This window comes from Bradyrhizobium sp. JYMT SZCCT0180, assembly GCF_018130165.1.
GTDB lineage: Bacteria > Pseudomonadota > Alphaproteobacteria > Rhizobiales > Xanthobacteraceae > Bradyrhizobium.
On the sequence record NZ_JAFCLZ010000007.1, the window covers coordinates 49,950 to 76,034 of the forward strand.

The 26,085-nt window shown below is 57.6% G+C and carries 28 protein-coding genes; 11 read left to right on the forward strand and 17 right to left on the reverse strand.

Annotated elements, in window-relative coordinates; all coding sequences use genetic code 11:
- Nucleotides 1–53: 53 nt before the first annotated feature.
- A complete protein-coding gene (locus tag JQ641_RS11965; protein ID WP_211996402.1) occupies nt 54–731 on the reverse strand; it encodes an HAD family hydrolase in 678 nt (225 codons plus the stop codon).
- Nucleotides 732–943: 212 nt separating this feature from the next.
- Nucleotides 944–1,867 (reverse strand): non-homologous end joining protein Ku, encoded by a 924-nt coding sequence (gene ku, locus JQ641_RS11970; protein ID WP_211996183.1) that lies wholly within the window; start codon nt 1,865–1,867, stop codon nt 944–946.
- Nucleotides 1,868–2,013: 146 nt separating this feature from the next.
- Between ku and JQ641_RS11975 the strand changes: the two genes are divergently transcribed.
- The 3 genes from JQ641_RS11975 (at nt 2,014) to JQ641_RS11985 (ending at nt 3,402) form a co-directional block, all read left to right on the forward strand.
- A complete protein-coding gene (locus JQ641_RS11975; protein WP_211996184.1) occupies nt 2,014–2,409 on the forward strand; it encodes a hypothetical protein in 396 nt (131 codons plus the stop codon).
- Between the two features lie 36 nt (nt 2,410–2,445).
- Nucleotides 2,446–2,895, forward strand: coding sequence for a hypothetical protein (locus JQ641_RS11980; RefSeq protein WP_211996185.1), 450 nt, complete (start codon nt 2,446–2,448; stop codon nt 2,893–2,895).
- Nucleotides 2,896–3,225: 330 nt separating this feature from the next.
- A complete protein-coding gene (locus JQ641_RS11985) occupies nt 3,226–3,402 on the forward strand; it encodes a hypothetical protein (protein ID WP_211996186.1) in 177 nt (58 codons plus the stop codon).
- Nucleotides 3,403–3,492: 90 nt separating this feature from the next.
- Here the strand turns inward: JQ641_RS11985 and JQ641_RS11990 are convergent, their stop codons facing one another.
- Nucleotides 3,493–3,657 (reverse strand): hypothetical protein, encoded by a 165-nt coding sequence (locus JQ641_RS11990; protein WP_211996187.1) that lies wholly within the window; start codon nt 3,655–3,657, stop codon nt 3,493–3,495.
- A 126-nt stretch (nt 3,658–3,783) separates the two neighbouring features.
- Here JQ641_RS11990 and JQ641_RS11995 point away from each other — a divergent pair, with 126 nt between their 5' ends.
- Nucleotides 3,784–4,038, forward strand: a complete 255-nt coding sequence (locus JQ641_RS11995) for a hypothetical protein (RefSeq protein WP_211996188.1) — start codon at nt 3,784–3,786, stop codon at nt 4,036–4,038.
- A gap of 3 nt (nt 4,039–4,041) precedes the next feature.
- Here the strand turns inward: JQ641_RS11995 and JQ641_RS38855 are convergent, their stop codons facing one another.
- The gene (locus JQ641_RS38855; protein ID WP_211996189.1) at nt 4,042–4,206 is read right to left on the reverse strand and encodes a DUF4385 family protein; all 165 of its coding nucleotides are present in this window, start codon (nt 4,204–4,206) and stop codon (nt 4,042–4,044) included.
- A 111-nt stretch (nt 4,207–4,317) separates the two neighbouring features.
- Here JQ641_RS38855 and JQ641_RS12005 point away from each other — a divergent pair, with 111 nt between their 5' ends.
- Entirely contained in the window at nt 4,318–4,731 is a 414-nt protein-coding gene (locus JQ641_RS12005; protein WP_211996190.1) for a hypothetical protein, read from the forward strand.
- A gap of 1,017 nt (nt 4,732–5,748) precedes the next feature.
- On the opposite strand, the gene JQ641_RS12010 is transcribed toward JQ641_RS12005, so the two are convergent.
- From JQ641_RS12010 to JQ641_RS12040, 7 genes are all read right to left on the reverse strand, one after another.
- The gene (locus tag JQ641_RS12010; RefSeq protein ID WP_249150374.1) at nt 5,749–6,006 is read right to left on the reverse strand and encodes a hypothetical protein; all 258 of its coding nucleotides are present in this window, start codon (nt 6,004–6,006) and stop codon (nt 5,749–5,751) included.
- A gap of 792 nt (nt 6,007–6,798) precedes the next feature.
- Nucleotides 6,799–7,476: a hypothetical protein gene (locus JQ641_RS12015; protein WP_211996192.1), complete on the reverse strand. Its 678-nt coding sequence runs from the start codon at nt 7,474–7,476 to the stop codon at nt 6,799–6,801.
- On the reverse strand, nt 7,473–7,865 hold the full coding sequence (locus JQ641_RS12020) for a phage holin family protein (protein ID WP_211996193.1): 393 nt from the start codon (nt 7,863–7,865) through the stop codon (nt 7,473–7,475). The genes JQ641_RS12015 and JQ641_RS12020 overlap by 4 nt, the downstream gene beginning before the upstream one ends.
- Nucleotides 7,849–8,475, reverse strand: coding sequence for a YtxH domain-containing protein (locus JQ641_RS12025; protein ID WP_211996194.1), 627 nt, complete (start codon nt 8,473–8,475; stop codon nt 7,849–7,851). The genes JQ641_RS12020 and JQ641_RS12025 overlap by 17 nt, the downstream gene beginning before the upstream one ends.
- Nucleotide 8,476: 1 nt before the next feature.
- The gene (locus JQ641_RS12030) at nt 8,477–9,688 is read right to left on the reverse strand and encodes a DUF3618 domain-containing protein (RefSeq protein ID WP_211996195.1); all 1,212 of its coding nucleotides are present in this window, start codon (nt 9,686–9,688) and stop codon (nt 8,477–8,479) included.
- 3 nt (nt 9,689–9,691) lie between these two features.
- Nucleotides 9,692–11,476, reverse strand: coding sequence for an AI-2E family transporter (locus tag JQ641_RS12035; RefSeq protein WP_211996196.1), 1,785 nt, complete (start codon nt 11,474–11,476; stop codon nt 9,692–9,694).
- Nucleotides 11,477–11,857: 381 nt separating this feature from the next.
- Nucleotides 11,858–14,383 (reverse strand): excinuclease ABC subunit UvrA, encoded by a 2,526-nt coding sequence (locus JQ641_RS12040; protein WP_211996197.1) that lies wholly within the window; start codon nt 14,381–14,383, stop codon nt 11,858–11,860.
- A gap of 355 nt (nt 14,384–14,738) precedes the next feature.
- On the opposite strand from JQ641_RS12040, the gene JQ641_RS12045 reads away from it, so the two are divergent.
- Nucleotides 14,739–14,957 (forward strand): hypothetical protein, encoded by a 219-nt coding sequence (locus JQ641_RS12045; protein ID WP_211996198.1) that lies wholly within the window; start codon nt 14,739–14,741, stop codon nt 14,955–14,957.
- A gap of 480 nt (nt 14,958–15,437) precedes the next feature.
- Here JQ641_RS12045 and JQ641_RS12050 read toward each other — a convergent pair whose 3' ends face one another.
- Complete coding sequence (locus tag JQ641_RS12050; RefSeq protein ID WP_211996199.1) at nt 15,438–16,613, reverse strand: zinc-dependent alcohol dehydrogenase; 1,176 nt, start codon at nt 16,611–16,613, stop codon at nt 15,438–15,440.
- 454 nt (nt 16,614–17,067) lie between these two features.
- Nucleotides 17,068–19,041 carry an AI-2E family transporter gene (locus JQ641_RS12055; protein ID WP_211996200.1) on the reverse strand — a complete coding sequence of 658 codons (1,974 nt, stop codon included), beginning with the start codon at nt 19,039–19,041 and terminating at the stop codon, nt 17,068–17,070.
- Between the two features lie 505 nt (nt 19,042–19,546).
- Between JQ641_RS12055 and JQ641_RS12060 the strand changes: the two genes are divergently transcribed.
- From JQ641_RS12060 to JQ641_RS12075, 4 genes are all read left to right on the forward strand, one after another.
- Entirely contained in the window at nt 19,547–19,912 is a 366-nt protein-coding gene (locus JQ641_RS12060; protein WP_211996201.1) for a hypothetical protein, read from the forward strand.
- Nucleotides 19,913–19,923: 11 nt separating this feature from the next.
- The gene (locus JQ641_RS12065; protein WP_211996202.1) at nt 19,924–20,064 is read left to right on the forward strand and encodes a hypothetical protein; all 141 of its coding nucleotides are present in this window, start codon (nt 19,924–19,926) and stop codon (nt 20,062–20,064) included.
- 273 nt (nt 20,065–20,337) lie between these two features.
- On the forward strand, nt 20,338–20,796 hold the full coding sequence (locus tag JQ641_RS12070; RefSeq protein WP_211996203.1) for a TspO/MBR family protein: 459 nt from the start codon (nt 20,338–20,340) through the stop codon (nt 20,794–20,796).
- Nucleotides 20,797–20,970: 174 nt separating this feature from the next.
- The gene (locus JQ641_RS12075) at nt 20,971–21,294 is read left to right on the forward strand and encodes a hypothetical protein (protein ID WP_211996204.1); all 324 of its coding nucleotides are present in this window, start codon (nt 20,971–20,973) and stop codon (nt 21,292–21,294) included.
- Between the two features lie 478 nt (nt 21,295–21,772).
- Here the strand turns inward: JQ641_RS12075 and JQ641_RS12080 are convergent, their stop codons facing one another.
- On the reverse strand, nt 21,773–22,123 hold the full coding sequence (locus JQ641_RS12080) for a hypothetical protein (RefSeq protein WP_211996205.1): 351 nt from the start codon (nt 22,121–22,123) through the stop codon (nt 21,773–21,775).
- A 726-nt stretch (nt 22,124–22,849) separates the two neighbouring features.
- Between JQ641_RS12080 and JQ641_RS12085 the strand changes: the two genes are divergently transcribed.
- Nucleotides 22,850–23,032 carry a CsbD family protein gene (locus JQ641_RS12085; RefSeq protein ID WP_211996206.1) on the forward strand — a complete coding sequence of 61 codons (183 nt, stop codon included), beginning with the start codon at nt 22,850–22,852 and terminating at the stop codon, nt 23,030–23,032.
- 87 nt (nt 23,033–23,119) lie between these two features.
- Here the strand turns inward: JQ641_RS12085 and JQ641_RS12090 are convergent, their stop codons facing one another.
- The 3 genes from JQ641_RS12090 to JQ641_RS38860 all read right to left on the reverse strand — a co-directional run bounded on the left by JQ641_RS12090 (nt 23,120) and on the right by JQ641_RS38860 (nt 25,928).
- Nucleotides 23,120–23,311, reverse strand: a complete 192-nt coding sequence (locus JQ641_RS12090; RefSeq protein ID WP_211996207.1) for a hypothetical protein — start codon at nt 23,309–23,311, stop codon at nt 23,120–23,122.
- Between the two features lie 221 nt (nt 23,312–23,532).
- Nucleotides 23,533–24,033, reverse strand: coding sequence for an NUDIX hydrolase (locus JQ641_RS12095; protein WP_211996208.1), 501 nt, complete (start codon nt 24,031–24,033; stop codon nt 23,533–23,535).
- Between the two features lie 1,373 nt (nt 24,034–25,406).
- The gene (locus JQ641_RS38860) at nt 25,407–25,928 is read right to left on the reverse strand and encodes a septal ring lytic transglycosylase RlpA family protein (RefSeq protein ID WP_211996209.1); all 522 of its coding nucleotides are present in this window, start codon (nt 25,926–25,928) and stop codon (nt 25,407–25,409) included.
- Nucleotides 25,929–26,085 lie beyond the last annotated feature (157 nt).

Below are 26,085 nucleotides of genomic sequence, written 5' to 3' on the forward strand. Positions count from 1 at the left end.
AACCAATGCTTCCCCGCACCTTCCACTGGCCACTGCCATGGTCAGCCTTATCGTTATCTCGCAAGTAGCGAATTTGCGAAACAAGCGAACAGCGAGGCCGGACCATGATGGATCTCGGCCGCCCCGGCCCGCCGCAGCGAACCCTCCGTGAACCCGCCGCACAGCACGCCGATGGTTGCGATCTTCGCCTTCCCCGCAGCGATCGCGTCGTAGGGCGTGTCGCCGATCGCGACGGCCTCAACGCCTTGGATCCCGAGCTTCTCTAGAACTACCTCGAAGATGTCCGGCGCAGGTTTCGATTCCTCGACGTCGTCAGACGACGTCGTCACCTCCACCAGTTCGGTAATGCCAGCGATTTCAAGATATTTCTCAACTTCATCCTTCTTAGCGGAAGAGGCGACGGCAATCCGAAGTCCAGCGTAGCGCACGCGTCGTAGCAAGTCCGGGACCGCCGAAAAGGGACGTACAAGCGGCAGATACTCGGTCTTGAAACGATTGCCGCGCCACTCTTCCAATTCTTTGCCGTGGTCCCGTTGTTCATCAGCGGACAGGAAGACGGGAATGAGCTTGTCCCCTCCCTTGCCTATTTGGCTTCGAGCTTGCTCGAAACTCACATCATGGCCGAACTTAAGCATGGCTTCCTGCCATGCGAGCGCGTGGAGATCGACCGAGTCCAGAAGCGTGCCGTCCAGGTCGAAGATAGCGGCTTTCGACAACTTGCAATCCTCCATAGTCGAAGCGAGCGAGTTCGCTTCCTGTGGCACGGCAAGTTACCCGCTCAGTATCGTTATTATGAACCGCACTTTGGCCGCCAAGTCCTCTATGCTGAACGGCTTCGGCAAAGATGTGTACCGGCATCCAGCACGCCATTGTGGACGATGGCATTCTGCGTGTAGCCAGTGGTGGATAGCACCTTCCCTCGGGCTTCATGCCAAAAGGCGGTCTAGGCTGACTTCCGCTGCGGTTTGGCCGCCGGCTTCTTCGCCGCAGCTTCCTTTGCCGACTTCTTGCCGGCGATCGGCATGAGCATTTCCTTCTGACCGCTTGCGACCTTGCGCGGCTTTTTGGCCGGCTTGGAGTCCTTTGAAGCCTGTGCGCCGCCAATACTCTTGCGTAGCGCGTCCATCAGGTCGACGACGTTCTCTCCACGGGGGCGCTCTTTCGCAGTGATCGGTTTGCCGGCGCGCTTCTGGTTGATGAGGTCAATGAGGGCCGTTTCATACTGGTCTTCGAACTTGTCCGGCTCGAAGTGGCCCGCCTTCTGATTGACGATGTGCTTGGCGAGATCAAGCATGTCCTTGGTGACTTTGACGTCCTGAATATCGTCGAAGTACTCTTTTTCCGACCGGACTTCGTAGGGATAGCGCAGCAGCGTTCCCATCAAGCCCTTGTCCAGCGGATCGAGCGCGATGATGTGCTCCCGATTGGTTAGCACCACGCGACCGATCGCGACCTTGTTCATCTCACGGATGGTTTCACGGATGACGGCGAAGGCGTCGTGACCGACTTTCCCATCCGGTACCAAGTAGTAGGGACGGATCAGATATCGCGGATCGATCTCGCTGCGGTCGACGAACTCGTCGATCTCGATGGTTCGTGTCGATTCCAGCGCGACATTCTCGAGCTCCTCCTTGGTCACCTCGATGTACGTATCGGTATCGACCTTGTAGCCCTTGACGATGTCTTCGTTTTCAACTTCCTCACCCGTGTCCGCGTCCACCTTCGCGTACTTGATCCGGTGGCCGGTCTTTCGGTTGAGCTGGTTGAAGGAGACCTTTTCGGATTCCGACGTGGCGGGATAGAGCGCTACCGGACAGGTGACGAGGGAAAGACGCAAGAAGCCTTTCCAGTTAGCGCGGGGGGCCATGGCTGGGAACTCCAAATACTGTTGCTGGGTTCAAGACGAACGGGCAGCCTTGGTTCCGACAGGGTGGCTTCCCAAGAAGATGATTTTTTCTCAGACCCCAGCACAAGCGGACTCGACTTTCGTTCTCTTTATGTTCTAGTGCAGGAATGATCGACCGACCTGCGAGCTGGCGCATGCCTACCCCGAAACAGATGGAAAAACTGGCCGCAGAGGCGGTCCGGAAAGCAGCGAGCCACGGTGCGGCTCCTGACCTTGCGACCCCTGCCGAATACTGGGATGCGATCCTCAAGGATCCTCAAGCAGGGACAAATGGGCTTCGATTGGCGCAACGACATCTCTCGGAAATCCAGCGCCACGTCCTGCGCGCCTCCTGCCGACGTTGCGAGCGGACTGTGGAAATCCAGACCGCCGATGCGGTCCGATCGTATGGCGGCAACGCGGTCTGGAAGGATGTCGCGCAGCGGCTGCTGGACAACATCTGCCAACAGCGCACCGGCCGGCTTGAAGAAGACGGCTGCTGGCCGGCGTTCGATGCGACTTAGCCTTTCACCCAATTTGGTCTGCACTTGGATTTCCGAATGGCGCCGAAACACCACCCAACGCCGCTTTCGGGAAGTCACCGAAAGGCTTTGACAAAGGAGCTCGGCAAGGCGCGCGCGATGACGGGTATCCTGGCTGCGCAGTCATTGGAAATGCGTTCCAAGGGCGCTGCGCTGATTCAACAGGCCGACAGGTTGCTCTGCGAAAGCTGGAACGAAAGGATGTGGAGCGATGGCGAGCCGATCGATCCGTCACCCACCATCGACCAAGCTATCAATGGCGGCTTTCCCTGGCTGGAAATCCGCTGCTCAAGGTGCAGCGCGCGGAACGATGTCGACCTAGCGTCTCTTAGACACCCACCGACCACTTTCGTGCACGATCTCGCAAGTCGGCTGCGCTGCCGCAGGTGCGCCAAGACCGGGCGCCGCCCCTCGGCGACGTTGCTCCAGCTTAGCTGGCAGCCACGCCATCCCAAAAGCGAAGCTTAAACGTGCAATCTCTACTCGGCGCCATTCGCGCGGTTCCGCATCGTGAACCAATTCATGCGATCCCACTGCTCTCGAGGACCAGAAAAATTCCTCGGAACGATCCGCGCTACCGCAGGTTCACTCTGCGCTGCAACATTTCCTAGGATCATCCGGATTTCGTGCACGCGCCGGAACGAGAATGATCTATGACCGCAGTCCAGACTATTAAACGCCTTCGCCGATCTGTTCCAGGCCGGCGCACGACCAATTCAACTTCCATCGCGGCTGCCTCGGTTGCGATTGGAGCGTTGGCCGCGATCTGAGTCGGCGCTAATGATCCCGGACGCGTTCATGCTGCGCAATCAGTATGCTGACCTGAAAATGCTAGTTGTCATCATTGCTGGCGAGCAAGACAAGCTCATCGATATCGACACTCAGTCAGCCCGCCTGCACTCCGACGTTACCCAGTGCAAGTTTCAGAAAGTCGCGGCGAACGGCCACATGATCCAACTGCCACCGATCAGGTGATGTCAGCGATCAAGAAAGTCGCGGGCCAATCGACTGAGCTTGCCGCCTGAATAGCTGGACCTAAGGCCGGGCTTGCGGCGCGCAAGAGCGTCAATCTTTAGACGGCTTTGGTTGAGTTTCGCTGACCGGATCAGATGCCGGAAAGGTATCCTCCAGACCCTTTTCAAGCTTTCTCTGCTCCTTGTCGGCTTGCACGGCGTGCTTTGGATCGTCTGCGTGCTTGTCGTGAGGCGCCGGGTTGAATTCCTTGGACATAATGCCCTCCTCTTTACGCACTCAGATCGAGTGCCAGCGTTCGCTCGACAACCCGCGAAACCAGCTTTCGTTGCTGATACTAGGAACGGAACCCGATTGGGGCAGTTGACCGTCCGGAGTTTCATAATGTCCGATGCTGTCGACTATCTGCACGCATACGCCGTAAGAGCCATCTGTAAGGCGCGACGGATGCCGATTGGCAAGTCAAAGCGCCTTCAACGAGCAGTCGGGCGAATTTATCTGCTTTTGACCAAGGAAGCGGCTGTCGCCCCGAACGTCGATCATCTCGACGATTTTCGAACGGCGCGCCAAGTGGAAAAGTCGATCGCCACGGAAACCGGCTCGACGATGCCGGCGATCCAGAAGTGGCCGCCTACCTGACACCTACACCGACTGCCGAGACGTTGGCGTTAGGAAGCAAATACTCCAAGGCCTCGAAACCTTTCGTTGAGTTTTGTTGGCAATGGCCGGCCTCTTAAAACGCCAATGCGTTGTAAGCTCGCTCTTGTGGGAATCGCAAATCGGGACACATTGTTCGCTCTCTCCCACGCGGTAAAGCTGACTGGGTTCGATAATTTACGCCCGCTTTCAGACGCGGTAGCCGGAACCATGTTTCTCGTGACTGGTTGGCGTGACGGTTGACGCAATGAAAGCATACTGATGCGCTATCTAACCAGTCGGTCACTCGTTTGTTGGATTCTTCCCTTTCTTGTTGTTTCCAGCGAGTGCATCGCTGCGCCAGAGTGCGACTCCCTCGAAACCCGGAAGGCCGTGCTCCAATTTGTCTTGGGCGACGGCAACAATCCACTGGTTACTTATGCGGCCAAGAATTCAACGGCCGGTAAGGCGTCGGCTGACGCGACCTCGCAACATTCAAAAAGCGAAAAGCCTCTGTATCAGCTCGGTCAGAGAATAGTTACGACCTCAACGAGCAAGGACAAGCTGACGGTGAAATGCAGTGGCGGGATTTCGGCCGCCGTCGGCGATATTAAAGCGACGAAAGAAGTGACTTTCACCGTCCAGCAGTCGTCCGACGGCCAGACTTCCGTCTCCGTTGATCCGTTTCAGTTTTGACTCCTGCTAAAGCCTCATTTCAGATTGGGGGCACGGGTTAGTGGCGCACTGGCTCCAACCGGCGGTCTTCATGGCGTAAAGGCCCACGGCGAGACGTTCGCTGAGCACTGTTTCAGTCCTGCCGACCGGCCATACCTATTGCTGCGAAAGCATTAGCGATTCTGCCATGCCAACCTTAGCCGCTCCCACTTTGTTTCCATCCAGGTCAGAGATCTAACGAGAGGTTTTTGCAAGAATGGGACATCCTGCGCAATGAAAAGGAGACCGAGGGGCAGCATCCAGATACCCAACACAGGTAAGAAGCTAAAGACACCGCCAAGAATCAGCAATAAAGCGACAGTTAGACGAGCCGCGAATGAGGACGGCTTACGCAACCACTGAATGAACCGAGAGATCCTGGCCGGCACTCGCCGATTGATCATCTCGAAATACCTATTCATCTCTTTGTAAGAGGCAGTCATTTCATCTCGCTTTAGCTATCGCCCGCGCAACCATTGGGAACAACGCTAGAGCTCCAGAGTTCCGCGGGTGCAAGACGCTGTTCGAAAGCGGCCTAGCGGAAGCTGGCGACAAAACGATCTATTCCCTCGCTCAGCCCATCCGAAAGGGACATTAGCCAGGCCGCGTGCCGCCGCGTCCCTTTGCGGGGCGGCATCCCGAGCGAACTGACACAACGGTGCGCCGAACAATTGGTGGGCCGAACAACCTCATGCCGCTGCGCCGCTTGGTGCTTATGCACACACCGGCCCACGCGGTAGGCAAGATTGCACGGTTAATGAACGCCGGCGCGTGAGGCCAGGATGCCGCTGCGATACCGGCGCCGAACAGCCACTCGAGCCTGCGCTCAAACGTGCGCTACTTGAAAGCGGCGCAGCTTTCGAAGAGCCGGTGATGGCTGCAAAAGATTGGGAAACGACACACCGGGATTGAAAAGGCACTCTACAGAGCCGGTCGCGGACTCGTCCGCGAGCACTTTCGCATAGACCGACCCGAACGCGGCGACCTAATTACCCAATTTCAAGCAGCGGCGCGCCGGCGCCGGCGTTGGATCTTATGACCTACCAATTGAACAACATTCGCCGGAAGGTCCGTCGCTTCGGAATCCACCGGCGGCGTAAACGCGACCGGCGCGATAAGCGGTTCGGCCGATGGCGTTTCAATCATGATTAGAAAATCACGGCCTTTCTCCGATATCTGCCACCCGCTGGGCTCTCGTAGCACGTAGCCGCTGGAGAAAATATCCAATCCAGGCGCGCGTGCGGCCAGCTTCTTCATCCTTTGTGACCAATCTGCGCCGCTACAAGTGAGAACCGCAACGTATTTCTTAAGGTCCGCAAGCGAGGCGCGCCCTTCAGGGTGTCCTGCTAAGACCTTCAAGACTGTGATCTGAAAATTCACGCTACGCCCCGCAACCGAGACCGAGAATAGTGGTGAAAGCTAAGGGCAGGATGATTTCTGGTCCATCTGGTTACGATCAAGAAACGGGACGGATTGCCGATTTTTCCCAAGCGCGTTAAATCCGCAACATAATTGGAACCTTCCATTTTGTGCAAGTGCGTCACTTCGGCGGTGTACTTGGGGGCGGCAGCCTTAATCTTGCACACCTCGGACATGGCTTTGCTCTCGAGTGCCTCGTCTCGTGCCTTGCCGCCGCGCGATATGAGAATGGGCGGCGCAAGGATTAGTCGGAGTCCAATCTCGCGTATCGGCGCCTTTCTAACTCGGAGGTAAAATGGCATTTCGGACACATAAACTGAATCATCGGCCGAGACGACCAGGACGGCTTGACGATGTTCAACGCCATCGGCCACGCCTTGCATTTTGGACATGGGATCAATACGGCATCGGGGGCGAGGTTGGGGGTTCTCATCCGATTCCACCTCACCCCGCCCGTTCACACGGCTTCGCGTCGATACGCAACTCCAGACCCGCGAGCGCCCATCCAATGCGGCATCGGCGCACCGTCACGGTGGCGTCCGCCTATACCGGCCGCTGCCCATGCGATGACAGCACCCAACAACAGAGCCGCGGCGACGGAGAACGCGAGGATCACCGAGCACTTGCAGTTCATGTTGCGCTTTGCGACGCGCTCTTTCCCGCCGCATCGACCATGCGGCTGACCTTGCCTGAAAGGGCGTCCATCGCCGCCTTTGCGTCATCGATCGTGAGGCCCTGCCTGCGCGCTTCGTCCGACGCGGTTTCGACGACGGTGGCTGCAACCGTGGCCGCCTTGTCGATCTGCTGGCCGGCAATTTCGGCAGCCTTGCTTTTCAGGGTGTCGCTGGTTTCGCCAAGGTATGATTTTTCGATCTCGGTGTTCGGCAAGGCCGCGGCGATGCCGGCGCCGATGGCCAATCCAATGGCGCCCAATGCCAGGGGCTGTGCCTTGAACAGATCGGTCAGATTGCCCCGCACCGTGCCAAGAACATCGGCAGAATCCGGCAGGGCCTTTGCGTATTCCGAGGCCATGCGGGTCGCGGTTTCAATACCGTCGCTGCCCGTCTCACGGAGCGTGTCGGCAGCAGATACAACGCGGTCTTGTGTGGCGCTCATCGCATTCCTTGCCGCGTCCGGCAGGCGATCGAGGCCGGTCGTCTGAAGAATATCGCCAGGTGCACCTCCGGATTTGCCGGCGAACAGCCAGACCAGTCCCATTCCGATGAGAGCCGCAGAGATTGGATTACGGCGCGCTGCGTTGCCGAGGTCCTTGATAAAGTCCGAGCCTTTTTCAGTAACGTCGGTCATCGAACCATCTCCCTCGCTGCCGCTTTGTCTCGCTCGACTTCTTCAATCAGCACAGTGGGCGCAAGCGCATCGCCCGACAGGCGGTTAAGGCCCACCACGATGAGGGCGATCGATAAGGCCGCTGCGCCGCCACCGGCGACGAGATATGCGATGGGCTCCGAAAAACCGCCTTGTATGAGGGCAGCCGCCGCGGCAAACAACAGCAGGACAAGCGCTGGAATCATGATGACTGCCCCAGCACCCATCATTGCGGCAGCTCTCCCGGCCTGCCCGGCCTTTTCGGACAGTTCGGCGCGAGCCAGCGCGAATTCGTTTCCGATCAGCTTTGCAAGCTGACCGACCGCATCGCTGAACAGTTCCGGGATCGAACGATCAGTTCGAGAAGTCATCGCGGTACCCTCGGTTGTCTGCTGCGGAGGAGCGACTGTCCGTTCTCAGGGCTTGCGAACTCGGGCCGTCGTCACTGGAGGAGCTCTTGAGGAACCGAACGGCTCCAAAACCCGCCAGGACCGCCAACCCAAGGAAGGCCGTGGGTTGACGGCGCGCAAAGGATTGCGCTTTCCGGACCACGTCGTTCAGGTTGCCGTTGCGGATGTGATCAGAAACTCCCTCGATCTGGGAGGCCGCCTTCCGGATGTAGGTGCCCGCGAGCGGGAGATCCGTATCGAACTCCCGTGCCGCGCGCCGCATTGTATCCGCCAGGTTGCCGACGTATTCCGCGCCGGACGATTTTTGACTGTTGACCGCGTCCTTGAGCTTGTCAGTAGCCTGAGATGCAACATCCTTGGCCGCATCGACGAGATCGGAGGCTTGGCCCTTGATGGCGTCGGTCGAGCTTTCAGCAAGATCCTTCGCCTTGTCGGTGAGGTCTCGGCCAGCCGACATGGCCTGCTCGCTCAAACTTTTCGTTGACGCAACCGCGTCGTCAAACTTCGCTCTTGCGGAGTCCTGGCCGGAAGACGCCGTGCCTTGATGTGCAGTTCCAATGAGGTCAGCCATGTCAGTTTCCTCCGCCGGTATGTGAATGGGGTGTCTTGTCCGGATCGAAGGCGGTCGTGACCGCGCTTTCCGCCACGCGCCTGACGCGTTGCAGGATCTCGCTTGCCGACTCGTCCAGCTTGTCCGGGGTCAGGCCTTCCGCGCCGGCCTGCCGCGCCACGTTTTCAAAAATTTCGCCCGCTACGCCCTTGGCAGCGTCGAAGCCTTTGGAAGCCGCCTCGCTCGCCCGCCTTCTGGCGGCCGCGGCTGCGTCTCCGACGAGATCTTCCTCCAACTCACTCTTGGGAAGCGCACTCGCAATCAGACCTCCGACCAACAGGCCGACGCCGGCGACCAGAAGTGGATTCTGCTGGATCGTATCCAACATGGTCTTTCCGGCGCGATTGGAATAATCCGCTGCCCTGTCCCGAACATCCCTGGCCGCTTCCAGCCCCGCATTCGCCGCCGACGAGGCGGCGCTTCGCGTGGCGGCGGCTGCACCAGCGGCGATATCACGCGACGAATCCATCGCGGAACCAGCCACTTCAGACGCACTGTCTTTCATATCGGAGACACTCGTATTGATCGCGTCGCCCGCCGAGGCGGCCGAGTCCCTTAGCCGGTCTGCCAGACTGGGCTCTGGCGTCGAGGACGTTGCGGTGCGGCGAACCTGGTCCGCGCCCGCCGACAGCACGTCGCTAACGCGTCCGGCGGCATCCGAAACCGCACCCGTTGCCGAGCTGACAGCCTCTCCAACCTGTGCCGACATATCCTGGCCACGCCGGCCGAGTTCGTCCGAGAGATCGGAGGCCATGTCGGAGGCTTTTTGGGTGATCGATTGGCCGCTCTTTGTGCCGGCGAAAAAGATTCCCGCGCCGACCATCAGCACGGGCAAGGGAATAGCCCTTGCGAACCTGAAAAGCGGATAGGCGAGGCTTGCGCCCACGGCCACCGCCTGCATCGGGTTGCGGCGCGCGGCCGCCGTTATGTCCTCCAACATGCTTTCGCCTTTGGAGCGGACGTAGCTCGTGACCTCCGCCTTTATGTTTTCGGGACTGATGCGCTGGCGAATTTCGCTCGCGGTGTCGGTTACGCTCGCTTTGAGCTGATCTACCGTTTGGGTCAGACCTTCGCGCGTCTGTTCGGTCTCGCGCTGTAGCTCTCGGAGCGATCGATTGGCCGTCTGTTGCATGACCTTGATTCCTTGCTGTGCCAAACCTGAACTCTCGGACATTGCCTATTGTTCCCGACGCGTTTTGACGCTGGCACTCTTGGCTACGGCGGCGATCACGGTCGCGAGCGACTGCGGCGCTACATCATCACTCCGCTGCTCCTTGTCCGCTTCGAAATTTCCCAACCGGCAAACGATGATCCTGGCCGAAGCTGCCCGTCGGGAGAACTTGCGAACCGTGAACGACGACCTCGCCTGGGATACCTCCTCCAGAAAACAGACGCAGATCGTCTCTGCGTTGCCGGCGTCAATCTCGGTATCGGCACCGGAAACACGGGCGTTGAATCCTTCACGTTTCAACGCATCTGCGACAATCAGCGCGGCGCAATCGTCGAGCCGACCCAGCCCGGGTATGCAGAAAACCGGCTTGCCCAGCTTGCGAGCGTCGATGTTGACAATCTTCCCCTTTCTGGCGGGCGCTTCGGCACTCGCGCTCCCCTCAGCGGTCTCGTGCGAGGCGATATCCTCGATGATTTCGGAAACCGTCTCGTGGATATTCTCGAGCCTGACGTCGTCAAGCCGGCCCTGGGCGGCATCGGCCTCAGCCAATCTCAGGGCGCCCAGCAGGATTTCTTCGTAATAGGCCAAAGCGATCCCCTTCTTCAGGAACGACCGCGCCTGTTCGATCGCGTCAATCGGATCGCCCGTCAGCATGCGCTGGTATGCGGTCTGCTGCGGCGTCAACGCCGGCTGGTCTCCCAGCATGACGTCGATGAACTGGAGACGGTCGACGTGCCTGGCAAAGACGACCAGACACAGCGTGAGCGGCGTGGAGAGCAAAAGCCCCAAGGGTCCCCAGAGCCAGGTCCAGAACGACGCGGCCACGACCACGGCGACCGGGGACAGACCAGCACTTCGCCCACAGACCAGCGGCTCTACAACATGGCCGGTCAGCGGTTCCACCACTGCGAACAAGGCGATCGTCCACAAGGTCATGGTCCAGTCGCTCCCGACCGCGGCGGCCAAGGCAATTGGCAAGCCGGCAGCGAGGATCGCGCCGATGTAGGGCACGAAGCGAAGGATCATTGCCAGCAGTCCCCAGAGCGGCGAACTCGGGACGCCGATGACGGCCAGGCCCAGTCCGATCACGACGCCGAAAGTCGCATTCAGAATGAGTTGCGTCAGGAACAGCCTGCCTAACCGTTGCCCTGCGTCATCGAGCGCCGCCGTGGTGCGCTCCAAATCCTCGCTGCCGAGCAACCGAATGAACCGGTCGCGCAGATCCTCCCGCTGAAAAAGGAAGAAGATGAGGAAGATCACCACGATTCCGGTGGTGGTGAAGGGAGCTGCGAGTGGTCGCAACATTGCGATCAGTGCCTCAGACGCACCCGGGTCTGGCTGATGAACTTCGACAGGGATAGGCGTTTTTGCCGGGCCGTCCGACAACGATGGCTTCGCGGTTTCAGCATCACCACTTCCGGGCGACTTCAGCTCCCTGTCCAGGTTCTTCAACAGGCTGGAGGCGTTCTTGAGCACGCCAACGCTGCCAATCCTGTCCCGCAGGTTATGGATTTTTTCGCCCAGCGTGGACTGATAGCGCGGCAGGTCGCTCGCGAGTTGGTTGACCTCGATCATCACCATCGCCGCAAGACTGAGGGCGATGGCCAGCGCCAGGCTGACCGCACTGAGCACCGCTATCGACCGCGGCACTTTCATGCGCTGGAATGCCCTCACAAGGGGCGACAAGACAAAACTCAAGAGGATGGCGACTGCGATCGGGACGAGGATTTCACGCGTGAAATAGAGGGCGGCGACGACAAGTGCGCCGATCAAGAAGTTTGAAAATGCCAAGCCAGCTGGGACCAACACCTCTATCTACCGATGCGCGAATCAACCCGGCACGGAGTGCGCCGCGTAGCCACTTAATGGAAATCCTATTGGAAGGTTCCAATAGCCAACAACATGAGACGTTGTCTCGATGCGTCTCCACAGATGTTGGGTGCCTGCAATAGTCACCGGGACGAAGTGGTAATCGTCGGTGCCCTCGTTGCTCCTCCGCTGACCCTCAACGGAACCAAATCTGAACATTGCACTTTCATCGATGCATCATGAAACTGGAGGAAGGACTCAGCATTTGGCATCTGCTCCTGTGATACTCGCCCTTGGCACCGGCGTGGCGGACGCTCTGCGATGACCAGCCCTTTGCCACTTGCCGTCACGGGCAACGGTCGTTTACCGAACTCGGGCGAGATATTTAGCTGTCCGACTTTGAGGCGTGGACGCAACCCGTTCTGGCGGCCCTGATGCAACGATCCGGCCGCCCTCGTCGCCCGCTCCCGGCCCAATGTCGATGATCCAGTCGCTGGCTGCCGCAACTCCCATATCATGCTCGACAACGACTACGGTGTTCCCAGACTCGACGAGGCCGTCGAGCTGCTTCAGCAGTTTCGCTACGTCCGACGGGTGCAAGCCCGTGGTGGGTTCGTCAAGCACGTAGAGTACCTCGCCACGTTGCAAGCGCTGCAGTTCGGTGGCGAGTTTAATGCGCTGTGCCTCGCCACCTGATAGTTCCGTGGCTGATTGGCCGATCCGAATGTATCCCAGCCCGACCTCTTGAATAACGCGCAAGGATCGACGGAGAGATGCGTCGTCGGCGAAAAACTCAAACGCTGAATTCACAGTCATGGCAAGCACGTCAGCAATCGACTTGTCGCGAATCTTGATCTCCAGCGTCTTGGCGTTGTAGCGGGCTCCCTTGCAGGTCGGGCAAGGTGCGTACACGCTCGGGAGAAATAGCAGTTCAACGCAAACGAATCCCTCCCCTTGGCAGGTCTCGCAGCGTCCCTTCGCAACATTGAACGAGAAACGACCAGCATCATAGCGCCTTGCGCGAGCCTGCTTCGTGGCTGCGAACAGCTTGCGGACATGATCGAAGAGACCGGTATAGGTCGCAAGGTTCGAGCGCGGCGTTCGGCCAATCGGCTTCTGATCGACCACCACCAGCCGCTTTATGCTGTCGAGACCTTCGGTAATGTCGCCACCTCGCGTTTCTACGCGCGCATCAAGTGCGTCATCATCTTCGCTGGGCCCCTTACGTTGCCCCAGTTTGTCGCCAACGGCCTCCACCAGAAACTGACTGATCAGGCTCGACTTCCCGGACCCCGAAATTCCGGTGACGCTGGTAAATACTGCCAGCGGAATGTCGACATCGAGACGGTCGAGGTTGTTGCGGGTAACTCCCCGAAGCTTGAGCCATTTGTGAGGACGCCGGAGCGACCTGGCGGCCGCTTGAGCTTCCGCAAACAAATAGTGCCGCGTCTGAGAGTTTCGCACTTCGGCGAGACCAGGTAATGGACCGCTGTACAGTATCTGACCGCCCTGCTCTCCGGCTCGCGGCCCGACGTCGACAATCCAGTCCGCGTGTCGGACGATGTCGAGTTCGTGCTCGACGACGAAAAGCGAATTTCCGGCAGCTTTCAAACGCTCCAGCGCGCGGAGCAATGCCTCGGTGTCGGCCGGATGAAGTCCAGCCGACGGTTCGTCCAACACGTACACCACCCCAAACAGGTTGGATCGAACCTGTGTCGCTAGACGAAGTCGCTGTAGTTCGCCCGGAGACAGCGTCGGCGTGCTGCGCTCTGGGGTCAAATAGCCGAGCCCGAGATCGAGCAGCACGTCCAAACGCCCGAGCAAGTCCTCCGTAATACGCTGGACGACGAGAGCCTTCTCAGGATGAGCGTGGGAAACACTTCTTCTGCTGTTCAGATAGGGTTTGAGAAGTTCGCCAAGTCGCTTCAGCGTCAGCCGTGAGATTTCGGCGATATCCAATCCGGCAAAGCTAACCGATAGCGCCTCCGGCCGTAACCGCTTGCCGTTGCAGACCGGGCAGTCGGTACTGGACAGAAACTGCGTCACACGACGTTTCATCATCGCACTTTGCGTCGTGGCGAAGGTCTGCAGCACATACTTGCGGGCCCCGGTGAAGGTCCCCTGATAACTGGGCTCCTCCTTGCGCTTGAGCGCTCGCTTTGTCTCAGCTGGAGTATATCCGGCGTAGACCGGCACTGTCGGTTGTTCGTCGGTAAAGAGGATCCAATTGCGATCCTTCTTCGGAAGCTCTCGCCATGGCCTATCGACGTCGTAGCCGAGGGTGACCAGAATGTCCCGCAGGTTCTGCCCTTGCCAGGCAGTCGGCCATGCTGCGACGGCCCGTTCCCGGATGGTCAGCCTGTCATCAGGCACCAGCGAGCGCTCACTGACCTCGTGGACGCGGCCGATGCCATGGCAATTCGGACAGGCCCCCTCAAGCGTATTCGGCGAGAACGCCTCCGCATACAGCAGCGACTGATTGGGCGGGTAGTCACCAGCGCGCGAATACAGCATTCGCAGCAAGTTCGACAATGTCGTGACACTTCCCACCGACGACCTAGTGGTGGGCGATCCGCGTTGTTGCTGCAACGCCACCGCCGGGGGCAGGCCCTCAATCTCATCGACCTCGGGCACCGCCATCTGGTGAAATAGCCGGCGGGCGTAAGGTGAAACGGATTCAAGATAGCGGCGCTGCGCTTCCGCATAGAGCGTTCCAAACGCCAAAGACGACTTGCCGGATCCTGAAACGCCTGTGAACACCACAAGGGCGTTGCGAGGAACTTCAAGCGAGACGTTCTTTAGATTGTGCTCACGGGCGCCAAAGACACGAACAAAGTCGCCAGCAGTACCCCTTTTCAGCTTGTCTCGGTTGTTGACGGGGGCGTCCATTTTGTCCCTTCAGCGCCAGCATGGACAGCGGTCCAACCCGTCCAAGAGAGTTGAGAAACCCTTCGACACGACCCAGGTTCCACGGAAAGGCATTTCAAAGAGCTCGCTGAAATGGTCGACGAAGCACGGAAGACCGTTCGCAAGCTTGTCGGAGACAACTGCCCCGCTTCGTCCTGTCGGCATCGGAACCGCTCGCCCAGACTACCCTATCGTCGCGCTGGTCGCATGTCGGCGTCCCTGTCCAGGACCTTGAAGCCCCTCGTCTTGCGCCCCCCACACCGTCCCGCCGATGATTTGGAACGATTGCCATTTTTTCCCGTTACCGGCATGCTTCAACCCCTTGCCGTGCTGAAAAATGAAGGACTTTGCGGATGCGTCATTTTCTCCGGAAGCGATCCAGATGATGGATATCGCGCTCCAGGATGCCATCGACGCACTTCCGGAGCCGGTCAGTTCACACATCATCCATCGCTTGGCGGAAACAATCCTTCGACTCGTCCGGGATGGCGAATGCGATCCACTCGCTTTGCAGCGGTTAGCGTTGCTTGAGCTCCAGATCGGGCCGGACAGTTGACGTAGGGCGGAGGGACCTTGATCAATTTTTGGAATAATGTCAGGCGCCAAATTGCCAGTACTCGCCATCCAACAATGATTTTGGCCGCGATAGCGACGTTTTTGGCTTGGGTGGTCACCGATCTGCTCAGAGCAACTTTTGGCTAACGGCTACTTTTTGCGCCATTCTCGAGGTCTGCGGTAACGATTGGCTCGGTCGAACTCCATTTTTGCGCTTGCTCGAAGCAGCCTTGGCTGACCGGGGAAATCGGGCGAACAAAGGTTCGAGAGCTGACGTAAGTCGACCATTCATGGAAGGCCGGATAGAAGCAATCATGCACAAGCAACATTGGGTCAGATGCGAATAACTCCGAAAATGAGGAGAAGGACCACGGTAACGACGGCCGAGAGGATGAGCGAGCCGAAGCAGCCCAGCCGATTTGAAAAGAAAAAGAACATGTGACTTCGCCAACCTCAAATCGTACAGTTCGCCAGCCGGAACTTATATTCCCGGCCGCAACACGACTTTGATCACACCATCCTTCTTGTCCCGGAACTTCTTATACATTTCCGGCGCCTCTTCGAGGCTCGCAGGATGCGTTACGACGAAGCTCGGATCGATATCGCCAGCTTCAATGAGCTTCAGAAGCGGCCTCGTATAGGCCTGCACGTGTGTTTGGCCGGTCTTGATCGTGAGTCCCTTGTTCATAGCTGCGCCGAGAGGTATCTTGTCGCCCATGCCTACGTAAACGCCGGGTATTGAGACCGTACCCGCCTTCCGGCAACACATGATTGCTTCGCGGAGAACGTGAACCCTATCCGTCGCCAGGAATGCTGCGGCCTTCACTTTGTCGAGCACGGCGTCGGTCGCGCCGTGACCGGAGGCTTCGCACCCGACCGCATCGATGCAGCTGTCCGGACCACGCTTGTTGGTCCGTTTCATGAGTTCATCGTAGACATCGGTTTTCGAGAAATCGATAATCTCGGCACCGCCGGCTTCTGCCATGGCCAGCCGCTCAGAGACTTCGTCGATTGCGATCACGCGTCCGGCTCCAAGCAGTAGCGCGGAGCGGATCGCGAACTGCCCTACAGGACCGCAGCCCCAGATTGCCACGGTGTCGCCCGGCTCAATCTGGGCGTTCACGGCTGCCATATAGCCGGTCGGGAAGATATCAGACAGGAAAAGCGCCTGCTCATCTGTCACGTTGTCCGGTACCTTGATCGGGCCCACATCAGCCATAGGAACCCGAAGATACTCGGCCTGCCCGCCGGCGTATCCGCCCAGCATATGGCTGAAGCCGAACAGCCCCGCGGGCGATTGGCCCATGGCCTTGGCGGCCATCTCGGCATTGGGGTTGGTCCGGTCGCAGCACGAGAACAGGCCCTTCTGACAAAACCAGCACTGGCCGCAGCTGATGGTGAAAGGGACGACGACGCGATCGCCGATTTTCAAATTTTTGACTTCGGGGCCGAGTTCAATCACCTCGCCCATGTTCTCGTGGCCGAGAATATCCCCACTTTCCATGGTCGGCTGATAGCCATCAAGGAGATGGAGGTCGGAGCCGCAAATTGCGCAAGCGGTGATCTTGATCACCGCATCTCGCGGCTGCTGTATCTTGGGATCGGGCACCGTGTCGACGCGAACGTCGCCTTTGCCGTGCCAACACAATGCACGCATGGTCGTTCTCCTTTGCGGAAACGGCATGCACAACCCCGGTCCATGTCGTCTGAGCGCAACAGGCTCAAGCTCCATACGTTCCAAATGCAGCAAGAAGATTCACAGTCGCAAAGCTCGACAGCGCGCCTCTTCAAAGCAATCCAAGACTAGTCGCCGGGGACTCCGCTGTTTCACGCCTGAGCAGCTCTCCCGGGTTCGGTCTTATGCGACCGCGCGTCGCGAGCTTTAGTCCTCCTACCCAAACCTAAATACTAACTCCTAGTAGTCTGGAGCAAATTTACGCTCAAAGCGCGCCTGCCGCGCCGTGGCCCGGGCTGGTCGCTGTAGTGCTCAGGCACTACTAGGCTTTGACCGCGGTAACGCCGTCAGAAGCGCGCCAGTGTGCACATCTCGGGCAGGACCTTGTGAATGGCGGCGAACAGCGCCGTTAGAAGCGCGAATGACGTCGCCAGAGTTAAGCCGCCGTTGTTGCAGGCAATTTGTCGTGCATTTTCAGACTATCGACGTTCAAGCCAGTGGCCTCAATTGCCAATTTGATCGCTTCGCCGAGGTTGCTCGCGATCAGATCAGCCTTTGCTGCCTCGCGGAGCCGCTCTAACTCTGCTTGATCAGTGTCCTTAAGCCAGCAACACAGTATTATGGCTGCTTTCGGCAATTTTCGACGAAGACGTCGAACGGCATAGCGCATATGAGCGGCTCCAGTCCCATCCAAGTAGACTAGGCATACTATCGAAACACCGTCGGTCTGGAGCCGAAAGATATTGGAGGTTGTCAGCGCTTCGGGTCCCTCGGCGCGAGCTGTCAGCCCGTGTGCCGTAGAGAGCTGTGCCAGCATGATGGCGGCGGCTTCATCAATTAGACTACGCCCACCTATGCATAAGATCGGCAATTCGCTCTGCCATTCGCCTGGCAGATCCTTCTTGCTGACGATTGGCAGATCTGCGTATGGCCCGTCTTCAGCCACGCTCTCTACCGCCGAGGTCGCTTCTGCGTCCGAAGTTGAGCGGACTTTTGGCGCCGGACGATCGTCCTGATCAGCAAGGTTGTTAGCAAACTCGATTGCCGCGTCTCTAATTTTTGTCAAACGCTCCTGATCGAGAGCGCCGCGCTCTGCATCCGCTTGAGCCAATTGCAAGCCCTTCAACGCTACTTCATCGTAATAGGAACTAAGTGATCTCTCTTTTAAGAACTCTTCCGCCTTATCGGAAGCTTCGGTTGGATCTCCCGCGAGCATCCGCTGATAGAAAATCTCAGGTGGAGAAAGCGCGGGCCGGTCACCAAACATCACGTCAAGAAATGCTAAGCGTTCCACATGCCGCCCGAGCACCACCAGGCAGACAGTTAAGGGAGTCGCCAACACCAGCCCGATTGGACCCCAAAGCGCGGTCCAAAACGTGGCAGACGCGACAACGGCCACTGGGGAAAGCCCGGTGCTGTGACCATAGACCATTGGCTCGATCACGTGCCCAACAATCGGCTCCACTATTAGAAAGAGGCCAAGAGTCCAAAGCAGCATCGACCACGTCGGATCAACGGCAACGGCAAGAGCCAATGGAAAGGCCGCGGCGATAGCTGCGCCGATGTAGGGCACGAATCGCAAAACAGCCGCTAAGATTCCCCAGAGGATGGCACTTGGAACACCTATGAACCATAGGCCAGCGCCAATGACTACGCCGAACGCTCCGTTCAATAGGAGTTGGATTAGGAAAAGCCGACTGAGGCGCCTGGCCGCGTCGTCGAGTGCTGCCGTTGTGCGTTGGAGGTCATGCGACCCTGCGAGCCGAATGAGCCGGTTACGGAGGTCTTCCCGTTGAAGCAAGATGAAAATCACAAAAATGATAATGATACCCGTCGTAGCGAGTGGGTGCAGGAGTGGCGAGATTAACGCCTGCAAACTTTCCAGAGCGCCTGGATCCGGTTGCCGCACCTCTACGGGCACTGGAGTAAGTGGCGCTTTGGGGTTGACTATCGTATTCGCACCGAGTGCGGACCCGGCGTCTTTCGGCTTATCGAGTTCTTTGCTCAAGTCCTTCAGCATCCCAGAGGCGCGTTCGAGTGTGCCCCGGCCAGCCGTGGTGTCTCGAAACAGCTGTATCTTCTCACTTATCGTAGATTGATAGCGCGGCAACTCACTAGCGAGTTGCGTTAATTGCGATGCAAGGAGGCTGCCTATTGCAAAGAGCAACGCAAAGGCAAGGACGACGACGCTTACGACCGCAATTGCGCGAGGAACGCGCGTTCGTTGAAGCAGTCCCACAAGGGGGGCCAGGACAAAACTAAGCAGAATTGCCAGCGCAATCGGGATGACGATGTCGCGTCCGAAATAGAGCGTCATCACGATGATTACAGCCAGAACCGCGGTTGCTACCGCACTTTGCAGTGCAATCAATTCCTCTGAGGTGCGCGCTTTGAATGGCTGATTGGCCATCTTGACCTCTGTTTAACGCCAGAAGACTGGTCCGGGCTTCGGACCGTCTTCTATCCCGCTGAACTCTTCCGATGAGACGGCCAGAACAATGTCTTTGATGGCTGACGTTACTGGGCCGGTTGTCGTTTGATGGACCATACGTCCGTTGCAAGAACTCCAATGAATACTGTGAGCCATGCGGGCCAATTGCCGGCCTTGATTCAAGAAAGTTGAGAAAGTGCTCTCTCTGCGGCGGGCTATGGTCATCGGGGCGCTCGACAGTGCATGCACGATATCCTGAAAGACTAGGGAGATGTTGCAGCGCAGGTTGAACGAGCAAAACTGTCCTTCGTTCCTGTGCCTGAGGGGCAATCGCGCGTTAGAAGAGATGAAAGAGGTGCGGCGTCCTAGGTCGGGGAAACGTTCTCGAACCGCCGCGTTTGTTCCCTGCTAGGCTACCGCATGATCCCATCGTGGCGGTCAGAATCAGTTACGTTGCTGCTACGCACTCTGGAGGGCGTACGTCATGGACACCGAGAAGAAATCGAGCGAACAGACTACGGAAGAGCCCAAGAAGGATATCGGCGAGATCGTTGGCGAATTGGTGGTCAGCGGAGCCACCGTGTTGGCTCACACAGCGGCCGAGGCCGTGGTCAAACGTGTGAGGAAAGCGACGGCGAAAACCGCCCCGGTAAAAGCCATAACAAAGGTCGTGAAGAAGGCAAAAAAGTCGTCCCGCGCATCAAAGGTCGCCAAGAGCAAAAATAGGTCCAAAGCGAAATCAGGTACGAAGATAGCCGGCAAGAAGGCTAGTAAGAAGGCTGGTAAGAAGGCTGGTAAGAAATCAGCCACTAAGAAAACGAAGAAGACGTCGAAAAAGTCAAAACGCTGAAGGAGAATGCTGTGGCTAAGAAGGCTAAGAAATCCGTTACCAAGCAGGTAGTCAAGGCCGCGAAGTCGATGGCTAAAAAGGCAAAGAAGGCTGTCAAGAAAATGATGCCCAAGAAGACAAAAAAGGCGAAGAAGAAGAAGTCCAATCGCTGATGATCTGATGGATTGATTTAGAAAGTAACCGGGCGGCGTTTGGACAGGAGCAATCCTACGCCGCCCGGCCTTGGAGGGTTGTCTCCATGGCTAACCGAGTCCGCTTCTTTCGGAGTTGGCTTGTTTTTCAAGGTGGCTTTCGGGTCATCTGACACTCTCTGCTCAAAGCGCGGACGTAAAATTTGCGCCTAATCGGCAGGCGCCTGCATGGTTGGGCTGCAATTGCCACGCTCTGCCATCGACTTTTAACTCCGGCGCAGCCAAGGCTGAGGCATGGCAAAACGGCACCGATCTCTCGCTCTTTTCATCGTTTTGGTTGTCGGTATCGGCTGGGCGGTCGGCGCTACCAACTTGCCGGGTGCATGGTATGCCGGGCTGCATAAGCCACCCTTCAATCCGCCAAATTGGATCTTCGCCCCGACCTGGACGGTCCTCTATGTGATGATCGCGGTGGCGGGGTGGCGAACCTATCTGCAAGACGATGCGACCGCTCTGCCAATGCAGCTCTGGCTAGCGCAAATGATCTTGAATTTTCTTTGGTCGCCAATTTTCTTCACGCTTCACCATATGACGTTCGCCCTTGCAATTATCCTGACCCTATTGGCCGTCATTGTGAGTTTTATCTGGGTGCAATGGCATGAGAATCGAGTGGCCGCTGCCTTGTTTATTCCCTATGCGGGTTGGGTCGCCTTCGCTTCCCTTCTCAACTATTCCCTTTACCGGCTCAACTGACGTCGCCTGGCCCGGAACTCGTGAGATTCCGAAAACTATGCCAGTAGAGTGATAATGGGCCGGCTGGACGTGAATATGAACGGCTGTTCAATAACTTACGCCAATTTAATGTCGCACATCGGAACGTAAGATATGCGCATCAATTAGCACTCCACATGTAACTGGAGTGTTCAAATGAATAAGTTAGGTATCATATTTGCCGTCGGTGCAGCAGCGCTGCTCGGCGGTTCTGCCGCAAATGCTGCGGACAATACGGCGAAGGCGAAAGCGTCAACCGTCGTAACGCAGCCGTCTACCGACATCGGTTCTCAGCGTCGGCATCATCGTCACTACGGGCATCGTGCCTATCGTCCGTATTACGGCAACAGCTACGGCTATTACGCCCCCCGTCCCTACTATGGTGGCGGATACGGCGGCGGACCGTACTATGGCAGAGCCTATGGTTATGGTGGCCCGAGCGTTTCGTTCGGGTTCGGCGGTGGCCCGGGCTGGTACTAGAAATAAGAAGCCCGCAGCGATGCGGGCTTTTTCTTCGCCGAAAGAAGAACTCTGCGCGGCCAATCTCGTGCCACCGCCCCTAGCAGAGTTATAGGCGTGAACGTTTGATCTGCTGATGCATCCACTCGAACATGTTTTGATGCTGCGTATTCATGCAGTGTATCACGAACATTGGCAGCGTTATCCAAACTAAGTCTTCAAGCGCCGTCCCGTATCCTTATTGAGCGGGCTTTTGCGTTCCTTCCGTAGTCCTTCAGGCAGCGGGTAATTACCTTCGTCCGGTCCCGGCATCGGCTTGGGCCGTACGTCCGCGCCCCGCTGTGCCTTCTGGCTCGGCGTGGCGTTCTCTTTAACCTGATGGGGTGGAGGATTGCCCGCCTTGGTAACTGGGTCGTACGCGCCGCCGCGCCTGTCTGTAAAATCGCTCATAAGTATCTCCTTTGGCGCTTAACGGAGCGAAAGGGGCTTGGTCCTGTACTCACCGCGCGACGAAAAGCATAGAAGCGACGATCGAAATACCAATGAACAAAGTAGAGCCGATGAGCCACCAGGCATGCCCCAGCCCTGTAGCGCGCTGGCTTTTTTTTGTCGGGCGAATCTCGTGAGCGGCGGCCAATCGGACCTGCGCTGCGGTGTTAGGAGCTCCACCGGCTTCATCGTCGGTTCCGAGGGGAGCGGCAGCGGGGTCCGTCGCGTCGACCTTGCCGCTGCCCTGGTCGATTGCAATGCGCAATTGCTCAGTAGTCTCTATCGGCTTTTTTGGGTCGACCTTGTGACCAGTTTGAGGGGAAGCAGTGGACGCTCGTTTATCCTGCATGGTGTCTGTCATGCACGACAACTAAGACATCGTCTAAAAGTTGCTCCAAGCCGTCCACGCCTCAACTGCGGCAAGAGCGGTAGTCGAGGTGCGTCGTATCCGTCGTAACAGGGCGCACGCACGGGGATAGCCGACCGCGAACCCTCGCGAGAGGGTTGAAGGATAGCCCCGTCCCGCTTGCGGTCTCGCGCCCCGTACGCAGGAACGTTCTCCCTAGTGCGAATGTTGGATGTACAGGGTTTTGGAGAAGATATGCAAAAAGCGCGCAATCCTAGTCCGGATCTTGGGCTGGGTACGACAGTGCTAGCGGGAATGGGTGGAACCGTTTTACTAGCGGTGCTTTTTCTACTTTTTTCTTCAAGCGGGTCCCACATCGCCGACAAATTCGATCCGAAGAAGATGGTGAGCTACTCGATGCGTCCCACCCCTCCTATGGCGTTGCCTAATAGATGATGCCTGCTAATTCTGTTCATCCCCATAGCCGTTGCGATTGCCCCTCCGGCAGCCCGCGAGTGATCTAGCGGAGGCTCACGAGGCTTTGCGTTTCTACCGTCCACTATCGGCACTGGTGTTCGAGAGCCGACATCCCCGGCAAAGAGAGCGAGCTCCGTTTACGTAAAGAAAATCGACAGTCAGAGTGAACATCACGACTGGTCCAAGACCGACGACTGGTAACCGAATCGTTAAGCAACTCCGGCGCCCTCCCTTCGTTACATCCGCTCACAAAGGAGAGTGATCATGGATAAGGACCGCATTGAAGGTGCCGCAAAGCAGGCAAAGGGCACGATTAAAGAAACTGTCGGTAAGGTGACGGGCGACAGTAAGACCGAAGCCGAAGGAACTGCAGACAAGGCTGAGGGCAAGGTGCAGAATACTGTCGGTGGCATCAAGGATAAGGCTCGCGAAGTGCTCAACAAGTAAATTATCGACCCTGGGTCGTTGGAGGCCGGACGTATGGGTTGATCCCGTACGCCGGCTTTTTTGCAACGTTAAGCACCCCTGCCACTTTCAAAACCCCTTTTTCTTACTCTTGTCGAATTTGTCGAATTTCCAAGTCCAATAAGGGCGGTCGGGATAGCGTTTCTTCCTCGGCAGCTTTACAATCGGCACTCGCTGCTCGCTACCGTCGCCAAAGGTCTTGACGATGAAGCGCTCCTCACCCTCTTGAACGATCTCGATACTGAGGGGAGTTTTCGCCATGCCGATTAAGTGCAACGATCGTACGATGGTTCCTAAAGAGTAGCGGACCGTCTGCCGGGTATTGACCCCACGCCCAATGCTCGACGCGTACAGAAGCGGGCGTAGTCAGTGACAACCCTTGCCGTATCTAGAAGCCGAGCGCAGTAGTCGGCCGACGCGGCAGGACATGGTGATTTTTGACGATACGCCGCTGGGCGCGGCATGGAAAACACGCTCTCTCGCTAGTGATCAGCTTTCGTCAATCTGACCAATCCCTCTAACAGACGATCGATAAAGAGGACCTGACCCTTCAGAATTTTTAGGCGCGCCTCGTACTCGTTGAACCAAGCTGCCCGATCGAGCTCGGGAAATGGCTGGCGCCGCCCGGATCGCGGTGGCCATTCCATGTCGAACGTATTGCTTCGCAGATCCGCAGGATCCCAGTCGCCTTGAATAGCCCAAGCGTGAACCACCTTCCCGCCCGCTTGCTTCACCGCGCCGAGCGGGATGAAATCTCCCGTCGGATGGTGCCCGGTCTCCTCGGCAAACTCACGCCGCGCGGCTGCAAGTGGCTCCTCGCCGGGGGAAATCAACCCTTTCGGTATGCTCCACGCACCAGCATCCTTACGGCTCCAGAACGGGCCTCCCGGGTGGCCGAGCAGGAACTGGATGTCACTATCACGTTTTCTGAACAGGAGAAGACCCGCACTCTCAGCCTTGGTAGTTGAAGCTTTCGCCGGCAACGATACCTCTCCACAATCGTTACTCGTTGCGCAGGTTTATCGAAGTTGCACAGAAGACGAAATGGATTACGCATTGTGGTGCAAGCGAAAACATCCAAAAACGAAATATAGCGGAGCGAAAAGCCAAAACGGTTCGCAACTATCTAAACTGAGTATTCCCTCAACTTTGCGGGCTATGCTCGGTGCTTGGCGTGTAAGAACCGAGCATGCCAACCGAAGCTTGAGCAGCCGCAAACGGCCCTGCGTAGCGTTAGCCGGCGATTTCCATACATTCCTCACAATTGAGTGTATTCCGCCCTTTAAGCGCCAAAATCCATACTGAGGCTACCCGCTGATACTGTCTAGGGTAGCAGATGATCAGGACGGTGTGGCTTGCGATTGTATGTCTAGCGCTGCTCAGCGCCTTGGCTGTCGGCCAGGTGCTCAGGACGCCTGCCGGCACCACACCCGCAGAGATGTCAGCAGACGGGGCGACGGTCGGCATTGCTGACGCTGAACACGCACTCAGCAAGGCCGATCGACTTGAGATCAACTACGCGCGTCAGGAAACCCCGCCCCAAGCTGTCTTGCAGCCAATCGAGCCAACCGCACCTGTCATAATTCCGCCTAGCCCGCCGGTGGAAACCAAAATCATAAGCCGACATTGGCGCGATCCTCATGCCTTTTCACCTTCGCTCAAAGATTCGCGACGGAGCGAATCCAAAAAGAAGAGCCAGAATGTCGACCGCAAACGCAATCAAGCCGCGGATCGATCCAAACCATCTGAACCGGTGAAGCCTTGCAGCCGGCCTGGCCCTATTGCGGATCTGTTGAGGGCTGTGAATTTGTCGCCCGCATGTTCGTCCTAGGTTTCAATCTGTTGCATTCATTTGCCCCATTCGCCAGTGGGTCTAGCGACTCCGCAGGTAGATGTCTGCATCACCCGGGCAGAGAGACATGCTCGGTAAACGCCGAAAATGACGGGTTCGAGCAGCTCGACTTCATCCTGTGACGCTGAGACAACGTCGCCCCCTGACGCCGTCACGCGCGTGAACCACCGAGCACGGCCGACCCATGAGATCACGATCATCCATTCGCCAACCGCTTCGAAATAACGCGCCAGATCGAGCTTAGTCACGCCCTGATCATACCGCCGACCCTGCTCGGCCGTGCCGACGAGGTGAACAAGTGATGTCGCGCTTATTGGCCCTTATTGGAAGTTTGTTGCGCTCCGTCCGTTCGGATTAGACCGGAACGACGCGAATGACCCTTAAGATACATGCTCGATCCTGTGCGCTCAACAAATGGATACCGTAAGAAGGAGACGCATCGACGCGGCTCACCTCCTGATAGGTTATGTCTACATTCCTTGAAGGACTTCAGCAGACAAAAAGCTAAAGCACTTCAGCGCGAACCTGGGCCACGCCGCGGTCCGTAATCCCCAACCTGCGCGCAGCGCCGAGTGAAAGATCGAGGACGCGGCCGCGAACCCAAGGTCCCCGGTCATTAATACGAACTACTACGGACTTGCTGTTTGCAAGATCAGTTACAAGAACTCTTGTACCGAACGGTAGGCTGCGATGGGCAGCGGTCATTGAATTCCGAATGAACGGGGCACCGCTGGCTGTTTTTCCTGTCGGATATGAATAGTAAGAGGCTTTTCCAGAAAAAGCCCGGTTTGAAGGTCGAGGGGCTGAGCGCTCTTCCGGACGACGAGCCGTCTCCCCTCCGGTCGGAGGTTGCTCAAGTGGAGGATACTGTCTGGGCTGGTCCTGTGCCTCGGGTGCCGGTTCTGCGCGCGCTTTTGGAATGATAGACCATCGATCAAGAAAGGTCTGTGCCGAAGCAGAATCGACATCTATGCACAACCAAGCCGGGACTGTGATAACCGCGACTATTCCAATAATAAGGCGCATGGACGGCCTCACAAACAAATGGAAACAAATGGAATAACGCAAGCTGTTGAGGCTCCGTTCCTGTCATGCAGGAATTCTCGTGGCGATCAATGGATATATACCGATGCGTCCAACTCATACGTTCGGTGTTTTAGGCGCACCGCAGCAACAAACGCCT